Genomic DNA, 25406 nt, shown 5'->3' on the forward strand with positions numbered 1-25406 from the left:
ATGCGCACATCCGGATTCATTTTTCGCGGTCCGACTATTTTGCGGGAGCAGCCTCGGGCTTCTCGGCCGTTGCGGTCGAATCGGCCGGAGCAGGCTCCACGTAGGGAGTGACGTCGATCAGCTCGACCTCGAACTCCAGAGCCTCGTTGGGACCGATGTCACGGCCTGCGCCGCGCGCACCGTAAGCCAGGTCGGCGGGAATCCAGAGCGTGATCTTGCCGCCCTTGCCCACCAGCTGCAACCCTTCCGTCCATCCGGGAATCACACGGTTGAGCGGGAACTCGACGGGTTCGTCCTTGTCGAAATCATCGGGACGCTGCTTCTTGATCATCTCCTGCTGCTCCTTCGAACGGTTGGCGAACTTCGAGGTGTCGAACACCTTGCCTTCGCGGGTACGGCCCGTATAGTGCACCTTCACCACGTCGCGCGGGTCCTTGGGCATCACCGAAGCGTCGCCGGCGTCGGTAACCTTATAGAGCAGGCCCGACTCGGTCTTCTTCACGCCCGACTTCTTCTCCGTCTTCTCCAGCCACGCCTTCGAAGCCTCGGCGTTCTCGGCCGGACGCTTCACCATGAAGTAGTACTGCAAGTACTGGTTCACCTCGTCCTCGGTCATCTTGGCGTTGTTGTCGCGCACGTTCTGCATGGCCTCGCCGATCCAGACCAGCTGAATGGGCATGCCGCTCTGTGCGATGTTGTAACCGATGTTGTTACCGAAGGCATAGGAGATCTCGGTACGCTCCTCCTCGCTCTCGAACATGTCGGGATCGGCCGCGGGATACTCCACCTTGGTCGTGTCGCCGCCGGCCAGGCGCACGCTGTCCGCCTCGGCGCGCTTCTGCGCCACGGCCTGCGCACGCTCGCCGCGCTTGGTCATAAAATATTCGCACAGCATATCGAGCGACTTGTCGTGCTCCTGGGTGGCCTTGCCCAGAGCGCCTTCCCGGACGCCCTTGTCCACAGCCTTGAAATCGAACGGAATATCCTTCATTTCGTAGCTCATGCCATAACCGATGTTGGCTCCGAGCGAATACGACAGAGAGTCGAACTCGGACAGACTGCCCAGCTGTACCCCGCTCTTGTTTCCTCCGCAGGAGGCGAGCATTGCGGCACCCGCGAGCGCCGCAGCAAAAAAGATTTTTTTCATTGTTGTTTTCACTATGTTTGATGTTTCCTTTATATTGTCGCCGTCGCACGCGCAAAGACAGTGCAAACCGGGAGCAGAGGCGAATTTATCCGGCTCTGCCGAGGCGCCGCCTATCAAAGCGCGGGCTTATTCCCCGCAAAGATATAAAAATTTTGTTAACGAAATGATTCCGAGCAACTATTTTGGCGAAATCCCCGGGCCGGACGATCCGGCCGCGGAACCGGCGGCGCCGGACGGACCGTCAACGCCGCCGCGACCGGGTCGTATACTTGTCGAGGTCGACGAGTTCGATCTCGAAATAGAGCGTCGCATTGGGAGCCACGCCCAGTTCCTTGTCGCCCTCGGCGCCGTAGGCTGCCGACGAAGGCATCCAGGCGTTGATCTTGCCGCCCTTGCCGATGAGCTTCACGCTCTCCTGCACCCCGCGCCGCAGGTTGCGGACCAGCGAACGCACCGTATCGCCCCGCTCGTAGGAGGAGGCGATCTCGTCGCCCGCCGCCGTGCGGATCACCCACCGCAGGGCCACGCTGTCGCGCTCGGAAGTGGGAACCTGATTCTGATCCCCGACGTCCGTAACGGTGTAGGTCACGCCCGACGACGTGCGGGCATAGGAGCGGTTCGACTTGGCGATGTCGAGGAGGAACTGCTCCTCATAGGCGCGCGCCTTCTCGGGAAGGGCGTAGTTCACGTAGCTCAGATAGAACGTCTCGGCATCGGCCGCCGAGAGTCTGGGATTGCCGCGGAACATGTCGCGGATGCCTTCGCAAACGGCGTTCACATTGATCGTCGAATCCATTTTCAGCAGGTTCGCGCCCACGTTCATGCCGATGACGTAGGCCACCGAATCGGTATCGTTCCGGAGTTTCACGCCGCCTCCGCCCGAATTTTTCGAGCAGGCTCCGGCCAGCAGCACGAGGGCCGGGAGGATCGGGAAGGTCTTTTTCATCATTATCGAATCTTTTTTGCAAAGATAGTGCAAGGCACCGGCAGAAGCAAATAAATCTGTTCCGGCCGCACGGGTCCGGACCGGACGCCATTTCCGGCAAACGCCGCCTGCGCGGCGGATGCCTACCGCCCGCCCTGCCGGGTCCGGCGGTTTTTTCCCGAAAAGATCAGGATCAGCAGGCACCCCACGACGGCGGCGGCCAGCGAACCCATCAGGATCGCGATCTTGCCGCGGTCGACCAGATCGGGGTCGGTGAAGGCCAGCGAATCGACGAACAGCGACATCGTGAACCCGATACCGCCCAGGCAGGCCACGGCCAGCAGCATGCGCCACGTCGCCCCCTCGGGCAGCTCCGCAAGACCCGTCCTCACGGCTCCCCAGCTGGCAAGGAAGATGCCCAGCGGCTTGCCGAGGACAAGACCGAAGAAGACGCCCATGCCGATTGATCCGATTTCGGGCGAATAGTGGAAAATATTGAGGTATTCGAGCGACGTAATCTCGACGCCGGCGTTGGCCAGCGCGAAGACCGGCATGATCAGGAACGTGACGTAGGGCGCCAGTCCGTGCTCCAGACGGTAGCTCATGCCCACCGAGTTGGACGACAGGTCGTGCATGCGCCGCAGGTAGAACCGCTGCTCCTCGTTGGGGAAGTCCTCGTGCGAGGCGGCGCGGAGCATCAGCGCATTGAGCCATCGCATCTTATGGGCGAAATACTCCTTGCTGTAACGCGGCTCCATCGGGATCAGCAGCGCCATCGCCACGCCCGAGATGGTCGAGTGGACGCCCGAGTAATAGAACAGCCCCCAGACCACGAAGGCCGGGACCAGATAGGAGAACATGCGCTTCTCGCCCATCTGCTTCATAAAGTAGACCCCCAGCATGATGACCAGCGCCACCAGCAGGCAGGTGATCTGCACCTTGCCGCCATAGAAAAGCGCGATGACCAGAATGGCCCCCAGGTCGTCGGCGACGGCCAGCGCCGTGAGGAAGATTTTGAGCGACACGGGGACGCGGTTGCCCAGCATCGAGAGGATGCCTATGGCGAAGGCGATGTCCGTGGCGGTGGGGATCCCCCAGCCGTTTGCGGCCATCGTGCCGTGGTTGAACGCCGTGAAGAAAATCGCCGGGACCAGCATGCCGCCCGCTGCGGCCAGCACCGGAAGGATGGCCCGGCGCGCGGACGAAAGCTGCCCGCAGACGATCTCGCGCTTGATCTCAAGCCCCACGGCAAAGAAGAAAATCACCATCAGCCCGTCGTTGATGAACTTCTCGACGGTCATGCCCCGCGGGAAAATCCAGTCGATCACACCGTCCGGGGAATGGATCATCAGCGAGAGGTCGGTCTCCAGCAGGTGGTGGTAATAGAGTTTGGTCGCGGGGAGATTGGCCAGCAGCATGGCGGCGATCACGCACACCAGCAGCACCACGCCTCCGGCCCAGGGCGCTTCCAGGAAGTTGCGGCCCCGAAGCCCCATCATGTGTCGCTGGCGAACCCAGCGGTACATCGAAAAAAGTCGCATCTATCGGTCGTTTTATGATTCGTTTGACTTGAGGGTCTGCCCGCAGAGTTTCCAGAGCATGCGGGCGCCCGTGATGGCGTCGATCCGCTCGTCGGGCGCGGGGCACACCTCCACCACGTCGAAACCGATGATACGGCGTCCCGAGCGGGTGAGCGTATCGAGCAGCCAGACGGCCTGGTTGAACGTAAGGCCGCCGGAAACCGGCGTTCCGGTGTGAGGGCAGTTTTCGAAGGTCAAGGCGTCGATGTCGAAACTCACGTAGACCTCCTGCGGCAGCGCGTCGACGATGCGGCGGCACTGCGCATCCCACGTCTCGCCGCGGAAAAGGGCGGCCGCGAGCGAAAGGTCGTCGAACGTGGCGACGCGCCCGGACGAGGCGGCCAGCGCAGCCTCCGACTCGCTGAAGTCGCGCACGGCGACCTGGGCGATCTTCGTCACCTGCGGCACGTCGCGCAGGACGTTGAACATGATCGAGGCGTGGGAAAACTCAAACCCCTCGTAGGCATCGCGCAGGTCGCAGTGCGCATCGACGTGCAGGATGCCGAACGCCGCATGGCGCGCGCCCAGCGCCCGGATCAGCCCGTAGGGCGTCGAGTGGTCGCCGCCGACCAGCCCCACAGTCTTGCCCGCATCGAGCCAGCGCGAAGCCTGCGCCCCGACGTTGGCGTTCATCGACATGCACCCCTCGTTGACACGGCGGACCTTGCGCACGACATAGTCGTCCTCCAGGCAGCCGCCTCCTTCGAGGTGGTCGATCACCCGTGCGGCGTCGGCCCGCAGACGCTGCGAAGACTCCAGCAGCGAATAGTCCACATCGGCCGTGGCGATGCCGCGGCGCCAGGCGCCGGGAGCCAGCGGATCGTGGAAATCCAGCTGCGTCGAGGCTTCGATAATGGCGTCGGGGGCATAAGCCGCTCCGGCCCCGTAGGAGACCGTCACGTCCCACGGCGCCGAGATCAGCACCAGTTCCGCCGTTTCGGGAGCGAACGGAAGTCCGAAATAGGTTCCGTTGTCCACGCCGACCCCGTCCGGATCGAAGTTTTTCTGTTCCATAACATGCTTTTGAATTGCAAAGGTACGCATTTTTTATTTTTTACCTATATTTGTTTGCTCAAAGACGAAAAACGAAAAAAGCACCCGTTACCATGAAAATCATTGCCGACAGCGCCATTCCCTTTCTGCGGGGCGTTCTGGAGCCGTTCGCCGAGGTGGAATACCTCCCCGGAACGGCGATTTCGGCCGCCGACGTCCGCAACGCCGACGCGCTGGTGATCCGCACCCGCACGCGGTGCGACGAAAAACTACTGGCGGATTCGCGCGTAAAGCTGATCGCCACGGCGACCATCGGCTTCGACCACATCGACACGGCGTGGTGCGCGGCGCACGGCATCGAAGTCACGACGGCCGCGGGCTGCAACGCCCGGGGCGTACTGCAATGGGTCGGCGCGGCGCTCGTCCACCTCTCCCGCACGCAGGGCTGGCAGCCCGCCGAGCGCACGCTGGGAATCGTGGGCGTGGGACACGTCGGATCGCTCGTGAAAGCGTATGCCGAAGGGTGGGGATTCCGCGTCGTCTGCTGCGACCCGCCGCGCGAGGAGCGCGAGCGGTGCGGATTCCGGACGCTGGAGGAGGTGGCCCGCGAGGCCGACATCCTCACCTTCCACACGCCGCTCGACGCTTCGACGCGCCACATGGCCGACAGCCGGCTGTTCGGCCTGATGAAACCCGGCGCCATCCTCATAAACTCCTCGCGCGGGGAGGTGGTCGACGGCGAGGCCCTGCTCCGGAGCGGTCTCGGCTGGGCGCTCGACGTCTGGGAGCACGAACCGCACCTCGATCCGGCGCTGCTGGAAAACGCGCTGCTCGCCACACCCCACATCGCGGGCTACTCCGAGCAGGGCAAGGCCAACGCCACGGCAATGTCCGTCGCCTCGCTGGCCCGCCGTTTCGGCCTGCCGCTCGAAGGGTGGTATCCGCCACAGGCCGCCCCGGCGCGCCGGCGGCCGATCTCCTGGCAGGAACTTTGCCGGACCATCGGCGGGGCGTACGACATCGCGTCCGAAAGCCGCAGCCTCAAGGAGCGGCCCGGGGATTTCGAATCCATGCGCGACCACTACGCCTACCGCCGCGAATATTTTTAGCACGAACGGCGCGGATTGCGCACGCTCCGGCGTCCGAAAAAGGCGAAACCTGCTTTTTATTAGCGAATTCGCCCTTTTTTAATTACCTTTGCCCGCGATTATCAGTTAAGAACCATGTACCGGAGAGTCATAAAGCCCGTACTTTTCTCGCTTACCATCGAGCAGGCCCACCACGCGGTGCTGCTGTTGCTGCGCATCATCGGGCTGATACCCGGCGGCCGCTGGCTGTTGCGCAAATGCTACGCCGTGGAGCATCCGGCGCTCGAACGCGAGGTGTTCGGCATCCGTTTCGCCAACCCCATCGGGCTGGCCGCAGGATTCGACCACAACGGCGAGGCGTTCCGCGAACTGGCCGCGCTGGGATTCGGATTCGTCGAGGTGGGGACCGTGACGCCCCGTCCGCAGGCGGGCAACCCGCGGCCGCGGGTCTTCCGCCTCCCGAAGGACAATGCCATCATCAACCGCATCGGTCTGGCGAACCGCGGACTGGAAGCCACCATTCGCCACCTGCGGCGCCCGCACGACGGCGTGATCGTGGGCTGCAACATCGGCAAGAACACCTCGACCCCCGCCGAGAACGCTCCGGCGGACTACCTCAAACTCTTCCGCAGCCTCTACCAGTATGCGGACTATTTCACCGTCAACATCAGCTGCGACAACGCCTGCCGCGAAGGCACGACGCACACGCGCGAACATATCCTTCAGATACTCAACCCGCTGTTCGACTTCCGGCGCGGGCAGAACCAGTTCCGGCCGATCATGCTCAAAATCTCGCCCGACATGTCGGACGAGGTGATCGACCAGATCACCGACGTGCTGCTCGAAACGCCGCTCGACGGGATCGTGGCCACCAACGGAACCCACAGCCGCGGAGGACTCCACACGAGCCGTACGACGCTCGAAAAGATCGGCAGCGGACGCCTCAGCGGCGCACCGCTCACGCACCGCGCCGTGGAGATCGTGCGCCGCGTCCACACCCGTTCGGGCGGAACCTACCCCATCATCGGGGTCGGCGGACTGATGTCGGCCGGCGACGTGCGGGCGATGCTCGACGCCGGGGCCGACCTCGTGCAACTCTACACCGGATACGTCTACAACGGTCCCGGAATGGTCAAAGCGGTGTGCCGCGAACTGATCGCCGCGGCCGAAAAGCCGGCCGCCATGCGCGCCGCCGGGGAGTCCGTGCAAAACGGGGAAAACCCCGAAGCATCCGCCCCGGAGGCCGTCGGGACCGCCGGGAAGGCATCCGACGGCGAATCGGAAGAGGAACGCCGCCCCGGGTCCGGACAAAAATAACCCCACACATGAAGGCAACCATCATCACCATCGGCGACGAAATACTCATCGGGCAGATCGTCGACACCAATTCGGTCTCCATCGCCAAACACCTCAATGCGGCGGGCATCGTGGTCCGCGAGAAAATCTCGATCGGCGACGACCGCACGCAAATCATCGAAACCGCGGAGCGCGCCCTCGCCGGCTCGGAGGTGACCGTCATCACCGGAGGACTCGGCCCCACGAAGGACGACATCACCAAAAAGACCCTCGCGGAGATGTTCCGCAGCGACATGCGCTACGACGAACGGGTGGCCGGGCACGTTGAGAAAATGCTCGCCGAACGCGGCATCGAGTTTAACGAACTCAACCGTTCGCAGGCGATGGTCCCCGCGTGCTGCACGGTGCTGTTCAACGCCCACGGCACGGCCCCGGGCATGTGGTTCGAGCGCGACGGGCACGTCGTCGTCTCGCTGCCGGGCGTGCCGTTCGAGATGGAGCACCTGATGGAGGACGAGGTGATGCCCCGCCTGAAGACCCGCTTCGCGCTGCGGCAGATCGTCCACCGCACGATGATCACCGCCGGACTGCCCGAGTCGATGCTCGCCAAGCGCATCGAAGCGTGGGAAAACGCCCTGCCCCCGTACCTGAAACTGGCCTACCTGCCCAATCCGGGCGCGGTGCGCCTGCGCCTGTCGGCCTACGAGGTGGAGGGCGAAAGCGTCGCCCGCGAAATCGAGAGCCGGTTCGAGGCCCTGCGCAGGATCATCCCCCACAACATCATCGGATTCGAAACCGCCACCATGCAGGAGGTGGTGCACAAAATACTCACCGAACGCTCCCTGACGCTCGCCACAGCCGAAAGCTGCACGGGCGGCTCGATCGCCGCGCGCTTCACGGCCATGCCCGGCGCTTCGGCCTATTTCCTCTGCGGCGTGGTGTCGTACAGCAACGAATCAAAAGCCGAACTGCTGGGCGTCAACCCCGCGGACATCGCCCGCTACGGCGCCGTGAGCGAACAGGTGGCCCGCCAGATGGCCGAGGGCGTCCGCCGCACGGCAGGCGCCGACTACGGCATGGCCACCACCGGAATCGCAGGACCTTCGGGCGGCTCGGCGGAAAAGCCCGTCGGCACGGTGTGGATCGCCGTGGCGACACCCCGGGAGACGGTCGCAATCCTCAAACAGTGCGGAACCGACCGGGGACAGATCATCGACCGCGCCAGCGCCTTCGCCATCGGCCTGCTGCGCGACTGCCTGAACGGAAATTAAACGCCTCCAGCCACGAACGAACCGCCCGTCATGCCCCCCCGGAGCGCGGTCTCCGCTGACGATCCCCGCAGAATGGCGCAAATGCGGGCCGAATAAGCACTCCGGCCGAAAAAAAAGACGGCCGCTTTTGCTATTTGCCGAAAAGGTTGTATATTTGCACTCCCTTAATCGGGTTTTAACCAAAAATAATCAAACAATGAAAGTTTGCGAAATCACAGGCAAGGTGGCGATCGTGGGAAATAACGTCTCGCACTCGCACCACAAGACCAAGCGCAAATTCAGTCCCAATCTGAAAACCAAGCGCTTCTGGTCCGAGCAGGAGGGTCGCTGGATTACCCTGAAGGTATCCGCTGCCGGCATGAAAACAATCAACAAGAAAGGGCTCGCAGCCGCTCTGCGCGAAGCTGCCGCACCCAAAAGCGTGTACTAAAAACAACGAGTAACAAATGGCAAAGAAAGGCAACAGAGTTCAGGTCATCCTCGAGTGCACCGAACAAAAAGAGAGCGGCGTTGCGGGAATGTCCCGTTACATCACCACCAAGAACAAGAAAAACACCCCCGACCGTCTGGAGCGCAAGAAGTACAATCCGTTCCTCAAGCGGGTTACCGTTCACCGTGAAATCAAATAGTAAAGAAGCTCTATGGCAAAGAAAGTAGTCGCAACACTGAAAACCGGCACGGGTAAGCAGTTCACCAAGTGCATCAAGATGGTCAAGTCGGAGAAGACCGGTTCCTACATGTTCAAGGAAGGCGTCATCGCCAACGACCAGGTAAAGGCTTTCTTCGAGGAGAAGAAATAAGTATTTTAAGAGTTCGACTCTTAAATACAAAGGGCATCTTTCGGGATGCCCTTTGTGTTTTCAGCCCCGCCGGTCGCGCATATCAAAATAATTTATTACTTTTGAACATTAAATTCCGAGTATGCAGGTCAAAACCATCGCCTTTTATCACTATACATTCCCGGCAGGCGGCGCCGAAGTCGTAACCTGCAACCTGGGCCGCTTCTTTGCCAAACACGGCTTCAGAGTACTTCTCTATACCTGGAAGCCGAATGCGGAACTGCTTACCGAAGAACTGCGAAAAATCTTCGACATCCGTCCGCTGCCCGACACCAAACGGATTTCGGGAGCCCGAAATACCGACTTTCTCTGCGAATCGCTGAAAACAGAGCGGGCAGACGTCCTGTTCATACAAGCAACCACCGACATCGCATTCGAGCAGATCCGGACGCGCACCACGGCCAAAATCATTTTCTGCCTGCACAACACGCCATTCTGGGAGGTATACGACCTGAAGCACAAGAAGTCGTCGGAGATCCCCCGCCCCACACTGACGCGCAGGCTGGAATACGCACTTCTGCGCAAGCCCGCCTACCGGCTAACCCGCAAACTCGAACAACGTTACGCCCAACTGTACATCCGGGTGCTCTCGAACGTGGACCGGTTCGTGACGCTATGCCCGGGTTACAGCGACGAATTCGAACGAGAGATCCGCCGGTCGGGACTTCCCGGCTGCGATTTCCCCCGCGAACGCCTTACCGCGATGCTCAATCCGATGCTGCCGACACAGGAACCCGCGAAAACGCCCAAAGAGAAGATCGTTCTCTACGCCGGACGATTCCAGCGATGTCACAAACGCATCGACCGGCTGCTGAAAATATGGAAGCGCATCGAGCAGCAAAATCCCGAATGGCGGCTGGTGATCGTCGGCGACGGAGAAGAACGCGGCGATCTGGAGAAGCAGGCCCGCAGGTTGAAATTGCAGCGGATTGAATTCGCAGGCTATCAATACGATGTCACGCCCTTCTACCGCCGGGCCACCTTCGTCTGCCTGACTTCAAACTTCGAAGGGCTGCCCATGTGCCTGATGGAGGGGCAGCAGTACGGGGCCATTCCGGTGTCGTTCGACTCGTATTCCGGCATCCGGGAAATCACCTGCGACGGGGAATGCGGAATCATGGTCCCGGCATACAGTCTGCGCAAATATGCGGAACTGCTGAACCGCGCGCTGGCCGACGAGGAACTGCAAAAACGAATGCGCGAAAACTGCTACAAGGCCGCAGAGCGCTATGATCTGGAATGCATCGGCCAAGAGTGGCTCGCGCTGTTCGGCAAGTTATAACTCATTATGAAAAAAATAGCATTCATCATCGTCCGTTACGGCGAAAATATCAACGGCGGCGCAGAAGTTCACTGCCAGATGCTTGCTGAACGGCTGCTGCCCTATTACGAGGTCGAAGTGCTGACCACGACCATCCGGGCTTTCAACCACCCGGATCAGGATTACACGGAAGGTGTCAGTTCCTGGAACGGCGTCACCATACGCCGTTTCAAGCCGCAGCCCATCGACCAGGAGCAATTCAGGCCCTTCCGCAAAAAATACAAGACCGCACGCCGTATCCGGCAATACCTGAAAAAGCTGAACCTGCTGCGAGCGGCCTCCTTCCTGCACCCGGAGTGGAAATCGGGGATTGAAAACGAACGGCCTTTCTACGAATCGACAGCGACCCATGCCCCGGGCCTGCTGCGTTATATCGAAAGCCACAAGGCTGAATATGCAGCGTTCATCTTCGCGAACTTCTACACGCCCCAAGCGGTTCTGGGATCGGTCGTCGCTCCGGAAAAAAGCCTGCTGATCCCGATGGCGCACCCGGACAAGCCGCTCTATTACTGCATCAACGCCCCGATGTTCACCCGGGTACGGCATATCGCATTCAACACCGAAGCCGAACGGCAATTGTGCCGCAGCGTTTTCGGACGGTTCCTGGCCCCGAACAGCATCGTCGGCTGCGGTATCGAAATGGCCCCGGAGGCAGAGTGGAGCGGCGTAAAGGCAAAATACGAGCTTCCGGATGAATACGTGCTCTATTTGGGGCGCGTCTCCAAAGCCAAAGTGGACAAACTGCTGCCCTACTTCCTGCGCTGCAAGGCAAAATACGGCGGCGACGCCAAACTGGTATTGGTCGGCGGATTCGAAAACGAGATCCGAAAGTTCGACTCGCCGGACATTCTTTTCACGGGCTATGTCTCCGACGAGGAAAAAACCGCAATCGTCCGGCACGCCACGGTGATGGTCAACCCGTCGCCGATGGAGAGCCTTTCGCTACTGATGCTCGAAGGGATGCAGAGCCGCATACCGCTGCTGGTCAACGGGCGCAGCAAGGTGATGAAGGACCATTGCCGTCTGAGCGGCGCGGGCTTGTGGTATAATAACGGCCGCGACTTCCGCAAAAAACTGCACAGACTGCTCTCCGATCCGGAACTGCGGCGCACAATGAGCGAAAAAGGCCCGGCCTATGTGCGCGAACACTACGACTGGGAGATTATCATTCCGAAACTGCGAACGCTGATCGAAAGCATCTGACCGACACCGGCATCAAAAAAGACGGAGCGTCCGATGCGGACGCTCCGTCTTTTTGCGGTCTTTGCGCGCAGCGTCAGAACTTGTGCACGGCGCGCACGAGGAACTTGTTGTATTTCGGAATTTCGATCACATAGGGAGGCTCGATGCCCATATGGGTCGTGTAGGCGTTCTTCTCGTCCATCTCGGTCGAGGAGAAATAGTAGACCAGGCGGTCCATGCGTTTGCCGCCGGCGTCCTTGAGCGCATCGTTGAACTTGTTGCGGGCCTGGCGGTTGTTCTGTACGCGGGTGCCGCCGTTGTAGTTGTGGCCGATGGTCAGCAGTTCGTCGATGGCCGGCAGATACCAGCCTTCACCCTTGTCGCGGCACCATTTGAAAGCCGGGAAATCGTCCCACGAAAGGTTGTTCGCAGCGATGTACTGCGCCACCTTCTCCATGTTCGCCACCCCGTCGGTGCGGTTGTCGGCGCCCGCAAGGCGCAGGTCCGGCTTGCGGAACTCGCTCCAGTGAAGGTAGATTTCATCGAGCGATACGACCAGTCCGTGCTGGCGGTCGTCCGAAAGCTGGCAGATCACTCCCCGGATGCCGTTCTGGTCGTAGAGTTCGCCGATTTCGTACTGTTTGAGCACGTACCGGCCTCCGGAAACAGGCTGCACGGCCGGCGCTTCCGGGACAGCCGGAGTGGCCGGGGTGGCTGGAACAGTCGGAGTGGCCGGAGTCAGCGGCGTCGCGGGAATGGTTTTGGTGTAATACTCCTTTTCGCCGTTGGCATACTGGATGTAATGGATCTGCGCAACGGGGAGCACGTAGGTCGGACCGTCGGGATTCGAAAAACGCTTGTAACGCACCGCTTCGGGCGTGATTTCGATCACTTTGGCTTCGATTTTCGCGGCGTCGGTCTTGACGATCAGGTCCTGCGCGGCGGCCGTCAGGGCGCAGCACAACGCTGCGAGCGACAACAGAATGGTTCGTTTCATCATTATCAATACAGGTATATACGACAAATATAACGCTTTTTTTCAAACTTTCTTGTTATCTTCGGCGTCGCGACGACACTTTTAGGAGTCGGAACCTTTTTTCGCGCCGGAGGCGGTTCGGTTTTGGCCCCATCCGACTTGTTCGTATCTTCGGCGCCGCAACGGCGCTTTCAGGAGGTCGGAACGTTTTGCCAGATTGCCCGCGATCCGGTTTTGAAACCATCCTGCATTTTTCGTATCTTTGGTGCCGTAACGGCACTTTCAGGAGGTCGGAACGTTTTGTCAGATTGCCCGCAATCCGGTTTTGGAACCGTCCTGCATTTTTCGTATCTTTGCAAAGGATTAATCCTTACGACATGGCATTTTTCGATATTTTCAAAAAGAAACAGGATACGCCGCCCACCGGGGAGCAGGCGCAGAAACAGCAGGAGGAGCTCTCCGCCGGGCTGGAAAAAACCAAAACAGGGCTTTTCTCGAAACTGGCGCGCGCCGTGGCGGGCCGGTCGACGATCGACGCCGGGGTACTCGACGACCTCGAAGAGGTGCTCATCTCGTCGGACGTGGGCGTGGAGACGACCGTGAAGATCATCCGCCGCATCGAGGAGCGCGTGGCCCGGGACAAGTACATGAACGCCTCGGAGCTGCAATCTATCCTGCGCGGGGAGATCGCGACGCTGATGGAGGATGCGCACGGCTCGTCGGAGAATTTCGGGTTCGACGCCACCGAAGGTCAGCCCTACGTGGTGATGGTCGTGGGCGTCAACGGCGCCGGCAAGACCACGACCATCGGCAAACTGGCTGCGCAGCTCGGCAAGGCGGGCCGGAAGGTCTGGATCGGCGCGGCGGACACGTTCCGCGCGGCGGCCATCGACCAGTTGCAGGTGTGGGCCGACCGCGCCGGGGCGACGATGATCCGTCAGCAGATGGGTTCCGACCCCGCATCGGTGGCTTTCGACACGCTCACCTCGGCCAAGGCCAACGGAGCCGACGTGGTGCTGATCGACACCGCCGGACGCCTGCACAACAAGGTGGGCCTGATGAACGAGCTGACGAAAATCCGCAACGTCATGGGCAAAGTGATTCCCGGCGCGCCGCACGAGGTGATGCTCGTGCTCGACGGATCGACGGGACAGAACGCCTTCGAGCAGGCGAAGCAGTTCACGCAGGCCACGCAGGTCACCTCGCTCACGATCACCAAGCTCGACGGCACGGCCAAGGGCGGCGTGGTGATCGGCATCAGCGACCAGTTCCACATCCCGGTGCGCTATATCGGCATCGGCGAAGGCATCGACCAGCTGCGCATCTTCGACCGGAAGGAGTTCGTCAACGCATTGTTCGGTCATGAAAAAAATTAACGTCATAACGCTCGGCTGTTCGAAGAACACCGTCGACAGCGAGCATCTGATGGCACGGCTCGCCGCCGCCGGATACGAGGTCCTCTTCGACAGCGACCGCACCGACGCCAAGGTCGTGGTGATCAACACCTGCGGATTCATCGGCGACGCCAAGCAGGAGTCGATAGACATGATTCTGCGCGCCGCGGCGGCCAAGCAGGCCGGAAAGATCGAACGGCTGTTCGTCGTGGGATGCCTCTCGGAACGCTACGCCGACGAACTGCGGGCCGAGATTCCCGAGGTGGACGACTATTTCGGCGCACGCACGTGGGACGGCATCGTCCGTGCACTGGGAGCCTCGGAGGACCCGGCGCTGGCCACCGAACGCCGTCTGACGACCCCGAAACACTACGCCTACCTGAAAATTTCGGAAGGCTGCAACTGGAAATGCGGCTACTGCGCCATTCCGCTCATCCGCGGCGCACACGTCTCCGTCCCGATGGAGGAGCTGGAGGAGGAGGCCCGCAAGCTGGCCGGGCAGGGCGTCCGGGAGCTGATGGTCATCGCGCAGGACACGACCTACTACGGCATCGACCTCTACGGCCGGCGGATGCTCGCCGAGCTGCTGCGCCGCCTGTGCCGCATCGACGGCATCGAATGGATCCGGCTCCACTACGCCTACCCCGCCGGGTTCCCCGACGAGGTGATCGAGGCGATGGCCTCGGAGCCGAAAATCTGCAAGTACCTCGACATTCCGTTCCAGCACATTTCCGATGCACAGCTCGCGTCGATGCACCGCCGCCACACTAAGGCCGAGGCCATGGAACTGATCGGCCGCCTGCGCGGGGCGATCCCCGACCTGGCGCTGCGCACGACGCTGCTGGTGGGTTATCCGGGCGAGACGGAGGCCGATTTCGAAGAACTGCTGGCGTTCGTGCGCGAGGTGCGTTTCGAACGGCTGGGCGTCTTCCCCTACTCGGAGGAGGAGGGAACCTGGTCAGCCGAAAACCTCCGCGACGACATTCCCGAAACGATCAAGCAGCAACGCGCGGAGCGCGTAATGGCCTTACAGAACGAGATTTCGCTCGAAAACAACCGCCGCCGCGTGGGGCGCACCGAACGGGTGATCATAGATTCGCGTCAGGGCGACTGGTATGTCGGCCGCACGCAGTACGATTCGCCCGAAGTGGACCAGGAGATCCTGATTCCCGCCTCGGAACGCCGCCTGCTGCGCGGGCACTTCTACGACGTGACGGTCACCTCGGCCGCCGACTACGACCTCTACGGGGAGATTGCCGCAAAATAATTTTTTGCTTTTTTGCGTTTTTTTCGTACCTTTGAAAAGTAAACCGGAACTTTACCCGAAAGTCATGGCCGACAAGAGCGTGATAACGAACATCGAAGCCCGCGTGCGGCAGCTGATCGACGACCACAAAAGGCTGTCGGACCTTTGTGCGGAACTGACCGCACAGCGCGACACGCTCCGCTCCGAGAAACGCACGCTCGAAGAGCGCGTCCGGGAGCTGGATGCCGAACTGGCGCGCATGCAGCTGACCGAAGGGCTTGCGGGCGGAGGCCGTAACCGGGAAAAAGCGCGGGCGCGCGTCAACCGTCTTATGCGGGAGGTGGACAAGTGCATCGCGCTGCTGGGCCAGCCGCTGGCGGCCCCGACGACGCAGGAGGCCGAATAAACGGCCCCGGGAAAAACGGCCGGAAGGCCGGAGAAGAGGACGACGGAATAAACGAAACGAAAAAATGGCAAAACAGGCAATAACCCTCAAAATAGCAGGCAAAAGCTATCCGTTCAACATCGAGAGCGGGAAGGAGGAGATGTACCGGCTTGCCGAACGGGAGGTGAACAGCTACCTCGCGCTGATAAAACAACAGAATATCAAGAACTGGAACGACCAGGACTACCTGTCGATGACCGCGCTGAAATTCGCCATCGCGAACGTCGGAATGCGGCAGAGCCGGGAGGTGGACGACGAAGACCTCCGACAGCTCGAAAAAATCGGCACGGAAATAGATGCGTATCTGAACGACCCGAAAAAGTAACCGGCCGAAGGCCTCCGCAGACGGAAGGCCGCGAGGGGGGGGGAAAGGGCGGAAACCGCCCGGAACGACACGCACCGTTCGAAAAACGTTCTTTTACATACAAGAATCTACCCGCATAGATTCCTTATAGCTTTGCGAAACTGAACATTTACTAAATTGGGGCAACTCAAGGCGTTTCAAAATCAGGCCTTACCACCCTCACGGGGAGTACGTTACGGCGTACCGTTGGAAGATTGCGATTGTCGGAGCCCCCACACATGACTGATCGGCAGATTCGTCAAACAAGATTAAGGAATCCTATGCGGTTTTTTTATGGCTACAATTAAAACCCTAATTAATAACTAAAAACAAACAAGCAAAGACCCATGTATAGTATCATTTTGGCTGCCTCAATCTCTGCCGTGGTCGCCGTCGCAATCTACGCGGTCGTAACGAACCTCGTGATCAAGACGTCGATCCGCAAGCGCCGCGAAGCCGCCGTCAAGGAGGCTGAAGCCGAGGGAGAGATGATCAAGAAGGAGCGCATCCTTCAGGCAAAGGAAAAGTTCATACAGCTCAAGAGCGAATACGACCGTCAGGTCAACGAGCGCAACCAGAAAATCGCCCAGAGCGAGCAGCGCGCCAAGCAGATCGAGCAGAACCTGCAAAACCAGCAGCGCGAACTGGAAAACAAACTCTGCGAGAACGACCGTCTGAAAGAGCAGATGCAGAACCAGCTGCAAATCCTCGAACACAAGAAGGAGGAGGTCGACCAGATGCAGCGCGAACAGAACGCACGCCTGGAGCAGATCTCAGGCATGAGTTCCGAAGACGCCAAGAACATCCTGATCGAGAACATGAAGGCCGAGGCCAAGACCGAAGCCGCCGCCTACATCAACGAAACGGTCGAAGAGGCCAAACTGACCGCCACGAAAGAGGCCAAACGCATCATCGTGGCGTCGATTCAGCGCGTGGCGACCGAGACGGCCATCGAAAACGCCGTGACGGTGTTCAACATCGAGAGCGACGAGGTCAAGGGCCGCATCATCGGCCGCGAGGGCCGCAACATCCGCGCTCTGGAGGCCGCGACGGGCATCGAGATCATCGTCGACGACACCCCCGAGGCCATCATCCTCTCGGGCTTCGATCCCGTACGCCGCGAAATCGCGCGTCTGGCCCTGCACCAGCTCGTCACCGACGGCCGCATCCACCCCGCACGCATCGAGGAGGTGGTCGCCAAGGTTCAGAAGCAGATCGAGGAGGAGATCGTCGAGGTCGGCAAGCGCACGACGATCGACCTGGGAATCCACGGACTGCACCCCGAACTGATCCGCATGATCGGCAAGATGAAATACCGTTCGTCCTACGGACAGAACCTGTTGCAGCATGCCCGTGAAACGGCGAACCTCGCAGGCATCATGGCCTCGGAGCTGGGTCTCAACCCCAAGATCGCCCGCCGGGCAGGCCTGCTGCACGACATCGGCAAGGTGCCCGACGACGAACCGGAACTGCCGCACGCAATCATCGGCATGAAACTCGCCGAGAAGTTCAAGGAGAAGCCCGAGGTCTGCAACGCCATCGGCGCCCACCACGACGAGGTGGAGATGACCTCGCTCATCGCCCCGATCATCCAGGTCTGCGACGCCATTTCGGGCGCACGTCCCGGAGCGCGCCGCGAAGTGGTGGAGAGCTACATCAAGCGTCTGAAGGAGATGGAGGACATCGCCCTTTCGTATCCCGGCGTGATGAAGACCTACGCCATTCAGGCCGGCCGCGAACTGCGCGTGATCGTCGGCGCCGACAAACTCTCGGACCAGGAGTCGGAGGGACTCTCGCACGACATAGCCAAAAAGATCCAGGACGAAATGACGTACCCGGGTCAGGTGAAGATCACCGTCATCCGCGAAACGCGGGCCGTTTCCTACGCAAAATAACCGTCACGACCCGGGTACGCCATCCGGCAGCGTCGGGCAATCCCAAGTCCCTCCCCTGATAAGGAGGGACTTTTCATGCACACACGTCCCGCCGACGCTGCGGATGAAAATGAAACCGCAGGGCAGGAGAGTTATTCAGAGACTTTTCATACCTTTACATCCATGAACAAGGAACTCGAACGATATATCGAACGGGAAATCATTCCCAGATACGAAGATTTCGACGCCGCGCACCGCACGGACCACGTCCGGACGGTCATTGCGCAGAGCCTTGAGCTGGCTGCACATTACGACGCGGACGCCGACATGGTTTACACCGTCGCCGCCTATCACGACACGGGTCTCGCAAACGGCCGCGAACGGCACCACATCGACGCCGGACGCATTCTTGCGGCCGACACCGAACTGCGCCGCTGGTTCTCCGAAGAACAGATCGCGGTGATGCGCGACGCCGTGGAGGACCACCGCGCCTCGTCGGACGGCGAACCCCGCACCATTTACGGCCGGATCGTGGCCGAGGCCGACCGGGTGATCGACCCCGAAACGATCATCCGCCGCACCGTGCAGTACGGGCTGGCGCACTGTCCGGAACTGGACCGCGAGGAGCAGTATGCCCGTTGTCTCGCACATTTGCAGCAGAAATACGCCGAAGGCGGTTACCTGCGGCTCTGGATCGCAGAGTCGGAAAACGCCCGGCGGCTCGAAGAACTGCGCGGCGTGATCCGCGACCCGCAACGGCTGCGGAAGATGTTCGACGCGGCGTTCGACACGGAGACCGCGGAGTAAATCCCGGGCGCCCCGCGCAACACCGGGCAAGAAAACCTTTTGCAGAGACCGCGCCGCACAGCGCCCTGCAAAACGACCCGTTCCCGAACCAGCCCGCCTCCGGACCGGCCCGCAAAAAAATCCCGGACGCCTTTTGCCGGCATCCGGGATTTGCGTTCGAAACGACGCGGAGTCTACTCGGTATCGTGCGGGAAATATTTCATGTACTGCACGCGCTGGTAGAAATCGCCCTCCGAGGAGCCGTAATCCATGCGTCCGCGGAATTCGTCGAGCGACTCGAAACCCTGGCGGGCGGCCCACGCGTCGATGAACCGGTTCATCTCCCCGATCACCTCGTAGCCGTATTTGTGGATCGCCGTGCAGACCTGCACCGCCGCCGCTCCGCAAAGCAGCGACTTGACCGCGGCGGCCCCGTCGTGGACGCCGGTCGAAACGGCGATGTCCAGCTGCGGGAGCGCATGGGCGCACAACGCCGTGCTGCGCAGGACGTTGCGCAGTTCGCCCGGCTCGCTGAACGGATCGCCGTTCACCAGGCACATCTTCTCGATGTCGATGTCCGGCTCGAAAAAGCGGTTGTAGAGCACCAGTCCGCCGGCCCCGCGGCCCAGCAGCGCGTCGCCGACCGACAGTACGTTCGTAAGGCGCATCGGCAGCTTCACCGACACGGGAATCGTCACCTCGGCGACAACCTTGCGCACGATGCCGGCATAGTGGCTCTCTATCTCCTGCGCCGAGGCCCGACGATCTGTCGGAAGCAGGAAGATATTCAGCTCCAATGCCGAAGCGCCGGCCTGCTGCATGGCCGCGGCATATTCGATCCACGCGTCGCCCGCGCCGGCGCAGTTGATGCTGCCGATGACGGGAATGCCCGTCTTGGCGGCATCGGAAACCAACTCCAGCAACTCCGCCTTATAGGCTTCACCCAGATAGCGTTCGAGGTATTCCCCGGCGTCGCCGTAACCTTCCATACGGTCGAGCGAGGCGGCCTGACGGTAAATCTGCTCCTCGAAAATTGATTTCAGCACCACGGCGCCCGCGCCGTTGCGCACGCACTGTTCGATGTTGGACACCGTGGCCGTATAGGGCGAACTGCTGACCACGATGGGACTGGAAAGGTCCAGCCCGAGATATTTCGCTTTCATAGAATAAATCGGTTGCGGTTTATGTTTATACGAACGGAATCTTCACCACTTCGGCCTTCACGGGTTTCTCGCGGATGACCACAGCGATTTCCGTGCCCGGCTTGGCATAGGCCGCCTCGACGTAACCCAACGCCACGCCGACTTTCAGGCAGGGCGACATGGTTCCGGAAGTGACATGTCCGATTTCGGTCCCGTCCGGCGCGGCGATCGCGTAGCCGTGGCGCGGAATGCCCCGCTCGACCATTTTCAGCCCCACCAGTTTGCGCCCCACGCCCTCGGCCTTGAGCCGCTCCATCGCGGCGCGGTCGATGAAATCCTTGCCCTCGGCGAATTTCGTGATCCACCCCAACCCGGCTTCGAGCGGCGACGTAGTGTCGTCGATGTCGTTGCCGTAGAGGCAGAAGCCCTTTTCCAGACGCAGGGTGTCGCGCGCGCCGAGACCGATGTTTTTCAGCCCGAACTCCGCGCCGGCCTCCCAGAGGGCTTTCCAGAGTTTGTCGCCGTCTTCGTTGGCGACGTAGATCTCGCAGCCGCCCGACCCGGTGTAACCCGTGATCGAAAGGATGGCGTCGCACCCGGCGACGGGCATCTTCTTAAAGGTATAATACTCCATCCCTTCCACCGGCTCGGCACACATCTTCTGCACGATCTTCATAGCCAGCGGTCCCTGCACGGCCAGCTGGCAGATCTCGTCCGAGGCATTGTAAAGCTCCCTGCCGTGGCCCGCCTCCATGCCGAAGGCCTTTCCCTCGGCGCAGATATGCTTCCAGTCCTTGTCGATATTGGCGGCGTTGACGCAGAGCATGTAGGTTTCGGCGTCGACGCGGTAAACCAGGATGTCGTCGACGATGCCCCCGCGGCCGTTGGGCATGCAGGTGTACTGCACCTTGCCGTCGAAGAGCTTCGAAACGTCGTTGGTCGTGATGCGTTGCAGCAAATCGAGCGCCCGGGGACCCTTGACCCAGATTTCGCCCATGTGGCTCACGTCGAAGACCCCGGCGCCGTTGCGCACGGCCATGTGCTCGTCGTTGATGCCCGTGAATTCGATGGGCATGTTGTATCCCGCGAATTCGGCCATCTTGGCGCCCGCGGCGATGTGGTACTTGGTGAATACGGTGGTTTTCATATGTAACGAGTGTTTGATGCAGGCTTCATGTATTCAAAATTCCTCCGAAATCTCCCGTTGGAAAGAGAGACTTGCAGCACAACAAATCATTCCGAACGGCGCTTCACGCCCAGGCGCGGACAGCGGTGGAACTCCTTCGTGCGGTCGAACAGGTAGCGGTAGGTGGTGTGCACCTTGTGGCGCGTAGCACAGACGTAGGTCTCGATCATGCGGTTCATCACGGGGTTGAAATCGCCGATCCACGCCAGCTCCATCGACTTGTAGGGATTCTTCGTCCGCTCGAGGAACTGCCAGTACTTGACCATGATGGCCGACTCGACGCCCTTGCCGTGGAACTCCGGCGTGATGCCGAAGATGATGCCGAAAATGCGGTCGCACGACTTGCGCACCTTCAGGTCCCACATCAGCCGCAGCTTCTGCCGCAAGCCGAATTTGCCGTTGAATTTGCCGATCAGGCGGTTCAGGTCGGGAACGGTGATGAAAAATCCGATCGGCTCTTCGTTGAAATAGGCGAAGAAAATGATGTTGGGGTCGATGATCGGTTTCATCTCCCGGACCATCTCCAGCGCCTCCTCCTGCGTCATCGGCTTGACGCCCGAGAACAAGGCCCACGCCTTGTTGTAAATGACGCGAAAACTCTCGGCGGCCTCCTCCAGATTGTTCATGTCGATGTTCTCGACCCGGTAACCCGGCACGGTGTAGAGACGCTCGGCGCGGGCGAAAATCTGCTTGTTGGCCTCCGAATCGTTCACCCGCCAGATAAAACTGTGCTGATTGAAATAATTCTTAAAACCATAGTTTTCGAACAACTCCTTGTAATAGGGCGGATTGTAGGGATTCTTGTAGAGGGGCTGGAATTCGTAGCCCTCGACCAGCAGCCCCCACCAGTCGCGCCGCTGTCCGAAGTTGATCGGGCCGTCCATGGCCTCCATGCCGCGGCTGGCCAGCCACATGCGCGAGGCTTCGAACAGCATGTCGGCGACCTGCTGGTCGTCGATCGACTCGAAGAACCCGCAGCCGCCCGTGGGCTGCTCCTCGATCGAAGCCTTCTCGCGGTTGTAGAACGCCGCGATGCGGCCGACAAGCTCGCCCCGGGCGTCGCGCGCCACCCAGCGGATGGCCTCGCCGTCGGCGAAAAGTTCGTTTTTCGACGGGTTGAAAACCTCGAGGACATCCACGTCCAGCGGGCAGACCCAGTTGCGGTTTCCCTTATAGATTCGTTTCGGAAAGTCCAGCCACTCGCGCTCCAGGGCGGGAGTGGTGACCTCCTGCAGGGTATATTTCTCCTTGTTCATCTTGTCTTGCGGTTATTTTCAGCGTTTCCGATTTCAAAGGTAACAATTTTTTCCTTATTTTTGTTGGTAGAACAAATTTAGCATCCGAATGAACAAAAGCCTGGAACAATACATGCCCGACGGGAGCAAAGTCCCCTACCGCTTCATGAAATACCGCATCCACAAAATCCTGCTCGTATGTTGCAGCTACGACGGGTACATCCTGGAGGAGGACGGGCACATCGAGTCGCAGATCAACCAGGAGTACATCGACCTCAACATGTCGAACCCGCCGTCGCTGACGCGCGTCAGCTCGACCGCCGAGGCGCTGGAGGCGCTGGACCGGGACGATTCGTTCGATTTCATCCTCACGATGTACAACGTCGGCGAACCCGACGTTTTTTCGTTCGCCAAGATCGTCAAGGAGCGGCACCCCAACACCCCCGTGGCGCTGCTGACCTCCTTTTCGAAGGATATTTACCGCCGCATCGAGGAGCAGGACCGCTCGGGACTGGACTACATCTTCTCGTGGCACGGCAACACGGAACTGATCATCGCCATCATCAAGCTGATCGAGGACAAGATGAACGCCGACGAGGACATCCGCGAAGGGGGCGTGCAGGCCATCCTTCTGGTCGAGGACTCGATCCGCTTCTATTCCACCTATTTACCGGAGATCTACAAACTGCTGCTGCTGCAAAACACCGAATTCCTGAAGGACGCCTTCAACGAGCAGCAGCAGGTGCTGCGCAAACGCGCACGCCCGAAAATCCTGCTGGCGCGCTGCTACGAGGAGGCCGTGGAACTGTACGAGCGTTACAAGAAAAACCTGCTGGGCGTGATCTCCGACGTGGGGTTCGTGCTCCGCCGCAACGACCCGCCCGAGAGCGAGAAACTCGACGCCGGCATCGACCTCTGCCGCCGCATCCGGGAGGATAACCCGCTGATGCCCGTACTGTTGCAGTCGTCGCAGGTGGCTTTCGGCAAACAGGCCGCGGAGCTGGGTGCGGGATTCATCGCCAAGAACTCCAAGACGCTGCTCTCGCAGCTGCACGACTACATCGCCAAAGAGTTCGCCTTCGGCGACTTCGTTTTCAAGGACCCAGACACGGGCGCCGAAATCGGCCGCGCGAAGGACCTGACGCAGATGCAGCAGATGATCGCCACGATCCCCGACCGGGCGTTCGAATACCACACCTCGCAGAATCACCTCTCGAAATGGCTCTACTCGCGGGGACTGTTCCCGCTGGCGTCGTCGATCCGCCAGTATAACAAGAGCCACTTCTCGTCGGTCGAAGAACACCGCCGCGTGCTGGTAGGACTCATCCGCGACTACCGCACGCTGCTCGGGCAGGGCGTCGTGGCGCGTTTCGACACCGAGACCTACTCCGACGCCGTGGCCTTCGCGCGCATCGGCGAGGGTTCGCTCGGCGGCAAGGCCCGCGGCTTGGCGTTTATGAACTCGATGCTTATGAAACACCGCCAGTACGACAAGCACGAAAACGTGCGCATCATGATCCCGCGGTCGGTGGTCATCGCCACGGAGTTCTTCGACGACTTCATCCGCCACAACGGACTGAAATACATCATCTCGCAGGATTTTTCCGACGAGGAGATCCTCTCGGAATTCGTCAGCTCGGTACTCCCGTTCCGGTTGCGCGAGGCGCTGAAAAGCTACATCCGCACCGTGCGCACGCCGCTGGCCATCCGCTCGTCGTCGAAGCTCGAAGACTCGCACTACCAACCCTTCGCCGGCATCTACTCGACCTACATGATCCCCTACGTCGACAACGAGGACCAGATGCTGCGCCTGCTGCTCAAGGCGGTCAAAAGCGTCTACGCCTCGGTCTATTTCGCGGCGTCGAGGGCCTACATCCAGTCGTCGCAGAACCTCATCTCGGAGGAGAAGATGGCCGTGATCATCCAGGAAGTGTGCGGCACGGAGCAGGACGGGCTGTACTTCCCCACCTGTTCGGGCGTGGCCCGCTCGATCAACTACTACCCCATCGGCGACGAACGCCCGGAGGACGGCGTCTGCAACATCGCCATGGGCCTGGGCAAACTGGTCGTGGACGGCGGACGCACGCTGCGCTTCTCGCCCCGCTACCCGCAGAAGGTGCTCCAGACCTCGACGCCCGAACTGGCGCTGCGCGACACGCAGAACGAGGTGCTCGCCCTGAGCCTGCGGCCCGAGGAGTTCCGCACGTCGATCGACGACGCGGTGAACCTGCGCCGGCTGGGACTCACCCAGATCGGCGGCTTCCGCAACTCGAAATTCGTCTGCTCGGTCTGGGACCGCGAGAACGAACGCATCTCCGACAGCCCGTTCGACCAGGGACGCAAGGTCATCACGTTCAACAACATCCTCAAGTACAACACCTTCCCGCTGGCCGAAATCATCTCGGACATCCTCACGATGGGCGCCGAGGAGATGCGCTGTCCCGTAGAGGTGGAATTCGCCGTCAACATGGACGTGGCGCCCGGACAGCGGCAGGTTTTCAACCTGTTGCAGATCCGTCCGATCATCGACAACCAGGACAACCGGTCCATCGACTGGAACGAGGTCGACGCCTCCCGCGCGCTGATCTACGGCGAGCAGGCCCTCGGCATCGGGCAGATGACCGACATCGCCGACATCATCTATGTGAAATCCGAGGCCTTCGACTCGCTCTCGACCGAGAAGATCGCCGAAGAGTTGCTGACGCTCAACAACCGCATGCGCGACCAGGGGCGGCCGTACATCCTCGTGGGACCCGGCCGCTGGGGCTCCTCGGACCCGTTCCTCGGGGTTCCGGTCAAGTGGAACCACATCTCCGAGGCCAGGGTGATCGTCGAATGCGGCATCGAGAAGTTCGACGTGGAGCCTTCGCAGGGCACGCACTTCTTCCAGAACGTCACCTCGCTGGGCGTGGGTTACCTGACGATCAACCCCTTCCGCGGCGACGGCCTCTTCCGCGAAAAGGAACTCGACGCCCGACAGGCGCTGTACGACGGAACGTACCTGCGGCAGGTGCGCTTCGACAGCCCGCTGTGGGTCTGCATCGACGGGCGTTCGAACAAAGGCATGGTACGCGAAGGGAAAAACGATTAGGATTTTAAATAAATTTCCCCGAAAAGATTACAATCTGTCGGAAATA

Annotated in this window: 23 protein-coding genes; 15 read left to right on the forward strand and 8 right to left on the reverse strand. The window is 60.6% G+C overall.

Annotated elements, in window-relative coordinates; translation table 11 throughout:
- Positions 1 to 34 precede the first annotated feature (34 nt).
- The 4 genes from BHV64_RS03375 to BHV64_RS03390 all read right to left on the reverse strand — a co-directional run bounded on the left by BHV64_RS03375 (position 35) and on the right by BHV64_RS03390 (position 4666).
- On the reverse strand, positions 35 to 1147 hold the full coding sequence (locus BHV64_RS03375; protein WP_288115558.1) for an FKBP-type peptidyl-prolyl cis-trans isomerase N-terminal domain-containing protein: 1113 nt from the start codon (positions 1145 to 1147) through the stop codon (positions 35 to 37).
- A gap of 241 nt (positions 1148 to 1388) precedes the next feature.
- Positions 1389 to 2093 carry an FKBP-type peptidyl-prolyl cis-trans isomerase N-terminal domain-containing protein gene (locus BHV64_RS03380; protein ID WP_217727670.1) on the reverse strand — a complete coding sequence of 235 codons (705 nt, stop codon included), beginning with the start codon at positions 2091 to 2093 and terminating at the stop codon, positions 1389 to 1391.
- A 122-nt stretch (positions 2094 to 2215) separates the two neighbouring features.
- Positions 2216 to 3613: a Na+/H+ antiporter NhaA gene (nhaA, locus tag BHV64_RS03385; RefSeq protein ID WP_229108372.1), complete on the reverse strand. Its 1398-nt coding sequence runs from the start codon at positions 3611 to 3613 to the stop codon at positions 2216 to 2218.
- Positions 3614 to 3625: 12 nt separating this feature from the next.
- Positions 3626 to 4666: an agmatinase family protein gene (locus BHV64_RS03390; protein WP_288115559.1), complete on the reverse strand. Its 1041-nt coding sequence runs from the start codon at positions 4664 to 4666 to the stop codon at positions 3626 to 3628.
- A gap of 92 nt (positions 4667 to 4758) precedes the next feature.
- On the opposite strand from BHV64_RS03390, the gene BHV64_RS03395 reads away from it, so the two are divergent.
- The 8 genes from BHV64_RS03395 to BHV64_RS03430 all read left to right on the forward strand — a co-directional run bounded on the left by BHV64_RS03395 (position 4759) and on the right by BHV64_RS03430 (position 11663).
- On the forward strand, positions 4759 to 5754 hold the full coding sequence (locus BHV64_RS03395) for a 4-phosphoerythronate dehydrogenase (protein WP_015547260.1): 996 nt from the start codon (positions 4759 to 4761) through the stop codon (positions 5752 to 5754).
- 114 nt (positions 5755 to 5868) lie between these two features.
- Positions 5869 to 7050: a quinone-dependent dihydroorotate dehydrogenase gene (locus BHV64_RS03400; protein ID WP_118406795.1), complete on the forward strand. Its 1182-nt coding sequence runs from the start codon at positions 5869 to 5871 to the stop codon at positions 7048 to 7050.
- A gap of 8 nt (positions 7051 to 7058) precedes the next feature.
- On the forward strand, positions 7059 to 8300 hold the full coding sequence (locus BHV64_RS03405) for a competence/damage-inducible protein A (RefSeq protein ID WP_276770312.1): 1242 nt from the start codon (positions 7059 to 7061) through the stop codon (positions 8298 to 8300).
- A 196-nt stretch (positions 8301 to 8496) separates the two neighbouring features.
- Positions 8497 to 8730: a 50S ribosomal protein L28 gene (gene rpmB / locus BHV64_RS03410; protein WP_022062508.1), complete on the forward strand. Its 234-nt coding sequence runs from the start codon at positions 8497 to 8499 to the stop codon at positions 8728 to 8730.
- Between the two features lie 16 nt (positions 8731 to 8746).
- Entirely contained in the window at positions 8747 to 8929 is a 183-nt protein-coding gene (gene rpmG, locus BHV64_RS03415; RefSeq protein ID WP_015547264.1) for a 50S ribosomal protein L33, read from the forward strand.
- A gap of 12 nt (positions 8930 to 8941) precedes the next feature.
- Positions 8942 to 9100 (forward strand): DUF4295 domain-containing protein, encoded by a 159-nt coding sequence (locus tag BHV64_RS03420; RefSeq protein ID WP_015547265.1) that lies wholly within the window; start codon positions 8942 to 8944, stop codon positions 9098 to 9100.
- A 121-nt stretch (positions 9101 to 9221) separates the two neighbouring features.
- On the forward strand, positions 9222 to 10421 hold the full coding sequence (locus BHV64_RS03425) for a glycosyltransferase (protein ID WP_149887615.1): 1200 nt from the start codon (positions 9222 to 9224) through the stop codon (positions 10419 to 10421).
- A gap of 6 nt (positions 10422 to 10427) precedes the next feature.
- Positions 10428 to 11663 (forward strand): glycosyltransferase family 4 protein, encoded by a 1236-nt coding sequence (locus BHV64_RS03430; RefSeq protein WP_015547267.1) that lies wholly within the window; start codon positions 10428 to 10430, stop codon positions 11661 to 11663.
- Between the two features lie 73 nt (positions 11664 to 11736).
- Here the strand turns inward: BHV64_RS03430 and BHV64_RS03435 are convergent, their stop codons facing one another.
- Positions 11737 to 12642, reverse strand: a complete 906-nt coding sequence (locus tag BHV64_RS03435; RefSeq protein ID WP_044054435.1) for a hypothetical protein — start codon at positions 12640 to 12642, stop codon at positions 11737 to 11739.
- 353 nt (positions 12643 to 12995) lie between these two features.
- Between BHV64_RS03435 and ftsY the strand changes: the two genes are divergently transcribed.
- The 6 genes from ftsY (at position 12996) to BHV64_RS03465 (ending at position 18727) form a co-directional block, all read left to right on the forward strand.
- Positions 12996 to 13994, forward strand: coding sequence for a signal recognition particle-docking protein FtsY (ftsY, locus tag BHV64_RS03440; RefSeq protein WP_288115560.1), 999 nt, complete (start codon positions 12996 to 12998; stop codon positions 13992 to 13994).
- Positions 13981 to 15279 (forward strand): 30S ribosomal protein S12 methylthiotransferase RimO, encoded by a 1299-nt coding sequence (gene rimO, locus BHV64_RS03445; RefSeq protein WP_015547269.1) that lies wholly within the window; start codon positions 13981 to 13983, stop codon positions 15277 to 15279. Before ftsY ends, rimO begins: the two co-directional genes overlap by 14 nt.
- A 64-nt stretch (positions 15280 to 15343) precedes the next feature.
- Positions 15344 to 15664, forward strand: a complete 321-nt coding sequence (locus tag BHV64_RS03450; protein ID WP_015547270.1) for a hypothetical protein — start codon at positions 15344 to 15346, stop codon at positions 15662 to 15664.
- A 64-nt stretch (positions 15665 to 15728) separates the two neighbouring features.
- Positions 15729 to 16028 (forward strand): cell division protein ZapA, encoded by a 300-nt coding sequence (locus tag BHV64_RS03455; protein ID WP_015547271.1) that lies wholly within the window; start codon positions 15729 to 15731, stop codon positions 16026 to 16028.
- Positions 16029 to 16393: 365 nt separating this feature from the next.
- Positions 16394 to 17941 carry a ribonuclease Y gene (rny, locus tag BHV64_RS03460; protein ID WP_217727661.1) on the forward strand — a complete coding sequence of 516 codons (1548 nt, stop codon included), beginning with the start codon at positions 16394 to 16396 and terminating at the stop codon, positions 17939 to 17941.
- 162 nt (positions 17942 to 18103) lie between these two features.
- A complete protein-coding gene (locus BHV64_RS03465; protein ID WP_015547272.1) occupies positions 18104 to 18727 on the forward strand; it encodes an HD domain-containing protein in 624 nt (207 codons plus the stop codon).
- A 173-nt stretch (positions 18728 to 18900) separates the two neighbouring features.
- On the opposite strand, the gene BHV64_RS03470 is transcribed toward BHV64_RS03465, so the two are convergent.
- The 3 genes from BHV64_RS03470 to BHV64_RS03480 form a co-directional block, all read right to left on the reverse strand.
- Entirely contained in the window at positions 18901 to 19869 is a 969-nt protein-coding gene (locus BHV64_RS03470; protein ID WP_217727660.1) for a dihydroorotate dehydrogenase-like protein, read from the reverse strand.
- Positions 19870 to 19894: 25 nt separating this feature from the next.
- Positions 19895 to 20995, reverse strand: a complete 1101-nt coding sequence (gene gcvT, locus BHV64_RS03475; RefSeq protein ID WP_015547273.1) for a glycine cleavage system aminomethyltransferase GcvT — start codon at positions 20993 to 20995, stop codon at positions 19895 to 19897.
- Between the two features lie 86 nt (positions 20996 to 21081).
- A complete protein-coding gene (locus BHV64_RS03480; RefSeq protein WP_015547274.1) occupies positions 21082 to 22290 on the reverse strand; it encodes a hypothetical protein in 1209 nt (402 codons plus the stop codon).
- 88 nt (positions 22291 to 22378) lie between these two features.
- Between BHV64_RS03480 and BHV64_RS03485 the strand changes: the two genes are divergently transcribed.
- A complete protein-coding gene (locus tag BHV64_RS03485; RefSeq protein ID WP_149887618.1) occupies positions 22379 to 25360 on the forward strand; it encodes a PEP/pyruvate-binding domain-containing protein in 2982 nt (993 codons plus the stop codon).
- Positions 25361 to 25406 lie beyond the last annotated feature (46 nt).

This window comes from Alistipes sp. 56_sp_Nov_56_25 (assembly GCF_001915285.1).
GTDB classification, from domain to species: domain Bacteria; phylum Bacteroidota; class Bacteroidia; order Bacteroidales; family Rikenellaceae; genus Alistipes; species Alistipes shahii.

Excerpts from the sequence above, each read along its gene's own strand:
- BHV64_RS03375 (WP_288115558.1), bottom strand. The coding sequence starts at position 1,147 with ATGAAAAAAATCTTTTTTGCTGCGGCGCTCGCGGGTGCCGCAATGCTC.
- BHV64_RS03380 (WP_217727670.1), bottom strand. The coding sequence starts at position 2,093 with ATGAAAAAGACCTTCCCGATCCTCCCGGCCCTCGTGCTGCTGGCCGGA.
- nhaA (WP_229108372.1), bottom strand. The coding sequence starts at position 3,613 with ATGCGACTTTTTTCGATGTACCGCTGGGTTCGCCAGCGACACATGATG.
- BHV64_RS03390 (WP_288115559.1), bottom strand. The coding sequence starts at position 4,666 with ATGGAACAGAAAAACTTCGATCCGGACGGGGTCGGCGTGGACAACGGA.
- BHV64_RS03395 (WP_015547260.1), top strand. The coding sequence starts at position 4,759 with ATGAAAATCATTGCCGACAGCGCCATTCCCTTTCTGCGGGGCGTTCTG.
- BHV64_RS03400 (WP_118406795.1), top strand. The coding sequence starts at position 5,869 with ATGTACCGGAGAGTCATAAAGCCCGTACTTTTCTCGCTTACCATCGAG.
- BHV64_RS03405 (WP_276770312.1), top strand. The coding sequence starts at position 7,059 with ATGAAGGCAACCATCATCACCATCGGCGACGAAATACTCATCGGGCAG.
- rpmB (WP_022062508.1), top strand. The coding sequence starts at position 8,497 with ATGAAAGTTTGCGAAATCACAGGCAAGGTGGCGATCGTGGGAAATAAC.
- rpmG (WP_015547264.1), top strand. The coding sequence starts at position 8,747 with ATGGCAAAGAAAGGCAACAGAGTTCAGGTCATCCTCGAGTGCACCGAA.
- BHV64_RS03420 (WP_015547265.1), top strand. The coding sequence starts at position 8,942 with ATGGCAAAGAAAGTAGTCGCAACACTGAAAACCGGCACGGGTAAGCAG.
- BHV64_RS03425 (WP_149887615.1), top strand. The coding sequence starts at position 9,222 with ATGCAGGTCAAAACCATCGCCTTTTATCACTATACATTCCCGGCAGGC.
- BHV64_RS03430 (WP_015547267.1), top strand. The coding sequence starts at position 10,428 with ATGAAAAAAATAGCATTCATCATCGTCCGTTACGGCGAAAATATCAAC.
- BHV64_RS03435 (WP_044054435.1), bottom strand. The coding sequence starts at position 12,642 with ATGATGAAACGAACCATTCTGTTGTCGCTCGCAGCGTTGTGCTGCGCC.
- ftsY (WP_288115560.1), top strand. The coding sequence starts at position 12,996 with ATGGCATTTTTCGATATTTTCAAAAAGAAACAGGATACGCCGCCCACC.
- rimO (WP_015547269.1), top strand. The coding sequence starts at position 13,981 with ATGAAAAAAATTAACGTCATAACGCTCGGCTGTTCGAAGAACACCGTC.
- BHV64_RS03450 (WP_015547270.1), top strand. The coding sequence starts at position 15,344 with ATGGCCGACAAGAGCGTGATAACGAACATCGAAGCCCGCGTGCGGCAG.
- BHV64_RS03455 (WP_015547271.1), top strand. The coding sequence starts at position 15,729 with ATGGCAAAACAGGCAATAACCCTCAAAATAGCAGGCAAAAGCTATCCG.
- rny (WP_217727661.1), top strand. The coding sequence starts at position 16,394 with ATGTATAGTATCATTTTGGCTGCCTCAATCTCTGCCGTGGTCGCCGTC.
- BHV64_RS03465 (WP_015547272.1), top strand. The coding sequence starts at position 18,104 with ATGAACAAGGAACTCGAACGATATATCGAACGGGAAATCATTCCCAGA.
- BHV64_RS03470 (WP_217727660.1), bottom strand. The coding sequence starts at position 19,869 with ATGAAAGCGAAATATCTCGGGCTGGACCTTTCCAGTCCCATCGTGGTC.
- gcvT (WP_015547273.1), bottom strand. The coding sequence starts at position 20,995 with ATGAAAACCACCGTATTCACCAAGTACCACATCGCCGCGGGCGCCAAG.
- BHV64_RS03480 (WP_015547274.1), bottom strand. The coding sequence starts at position 22,290 with ATGAACAAGGAGAAATATACCCTGCAGGAGGTCACCACTCCCGCCCTG.
- BHV64_RS03485 (WP_149887618.1), top strand. The coding sequence starts at position 22,379 with ATGAACAAAAGCCTGGAACAATACATGCCCGACGGGAGCAAAGTCCCC.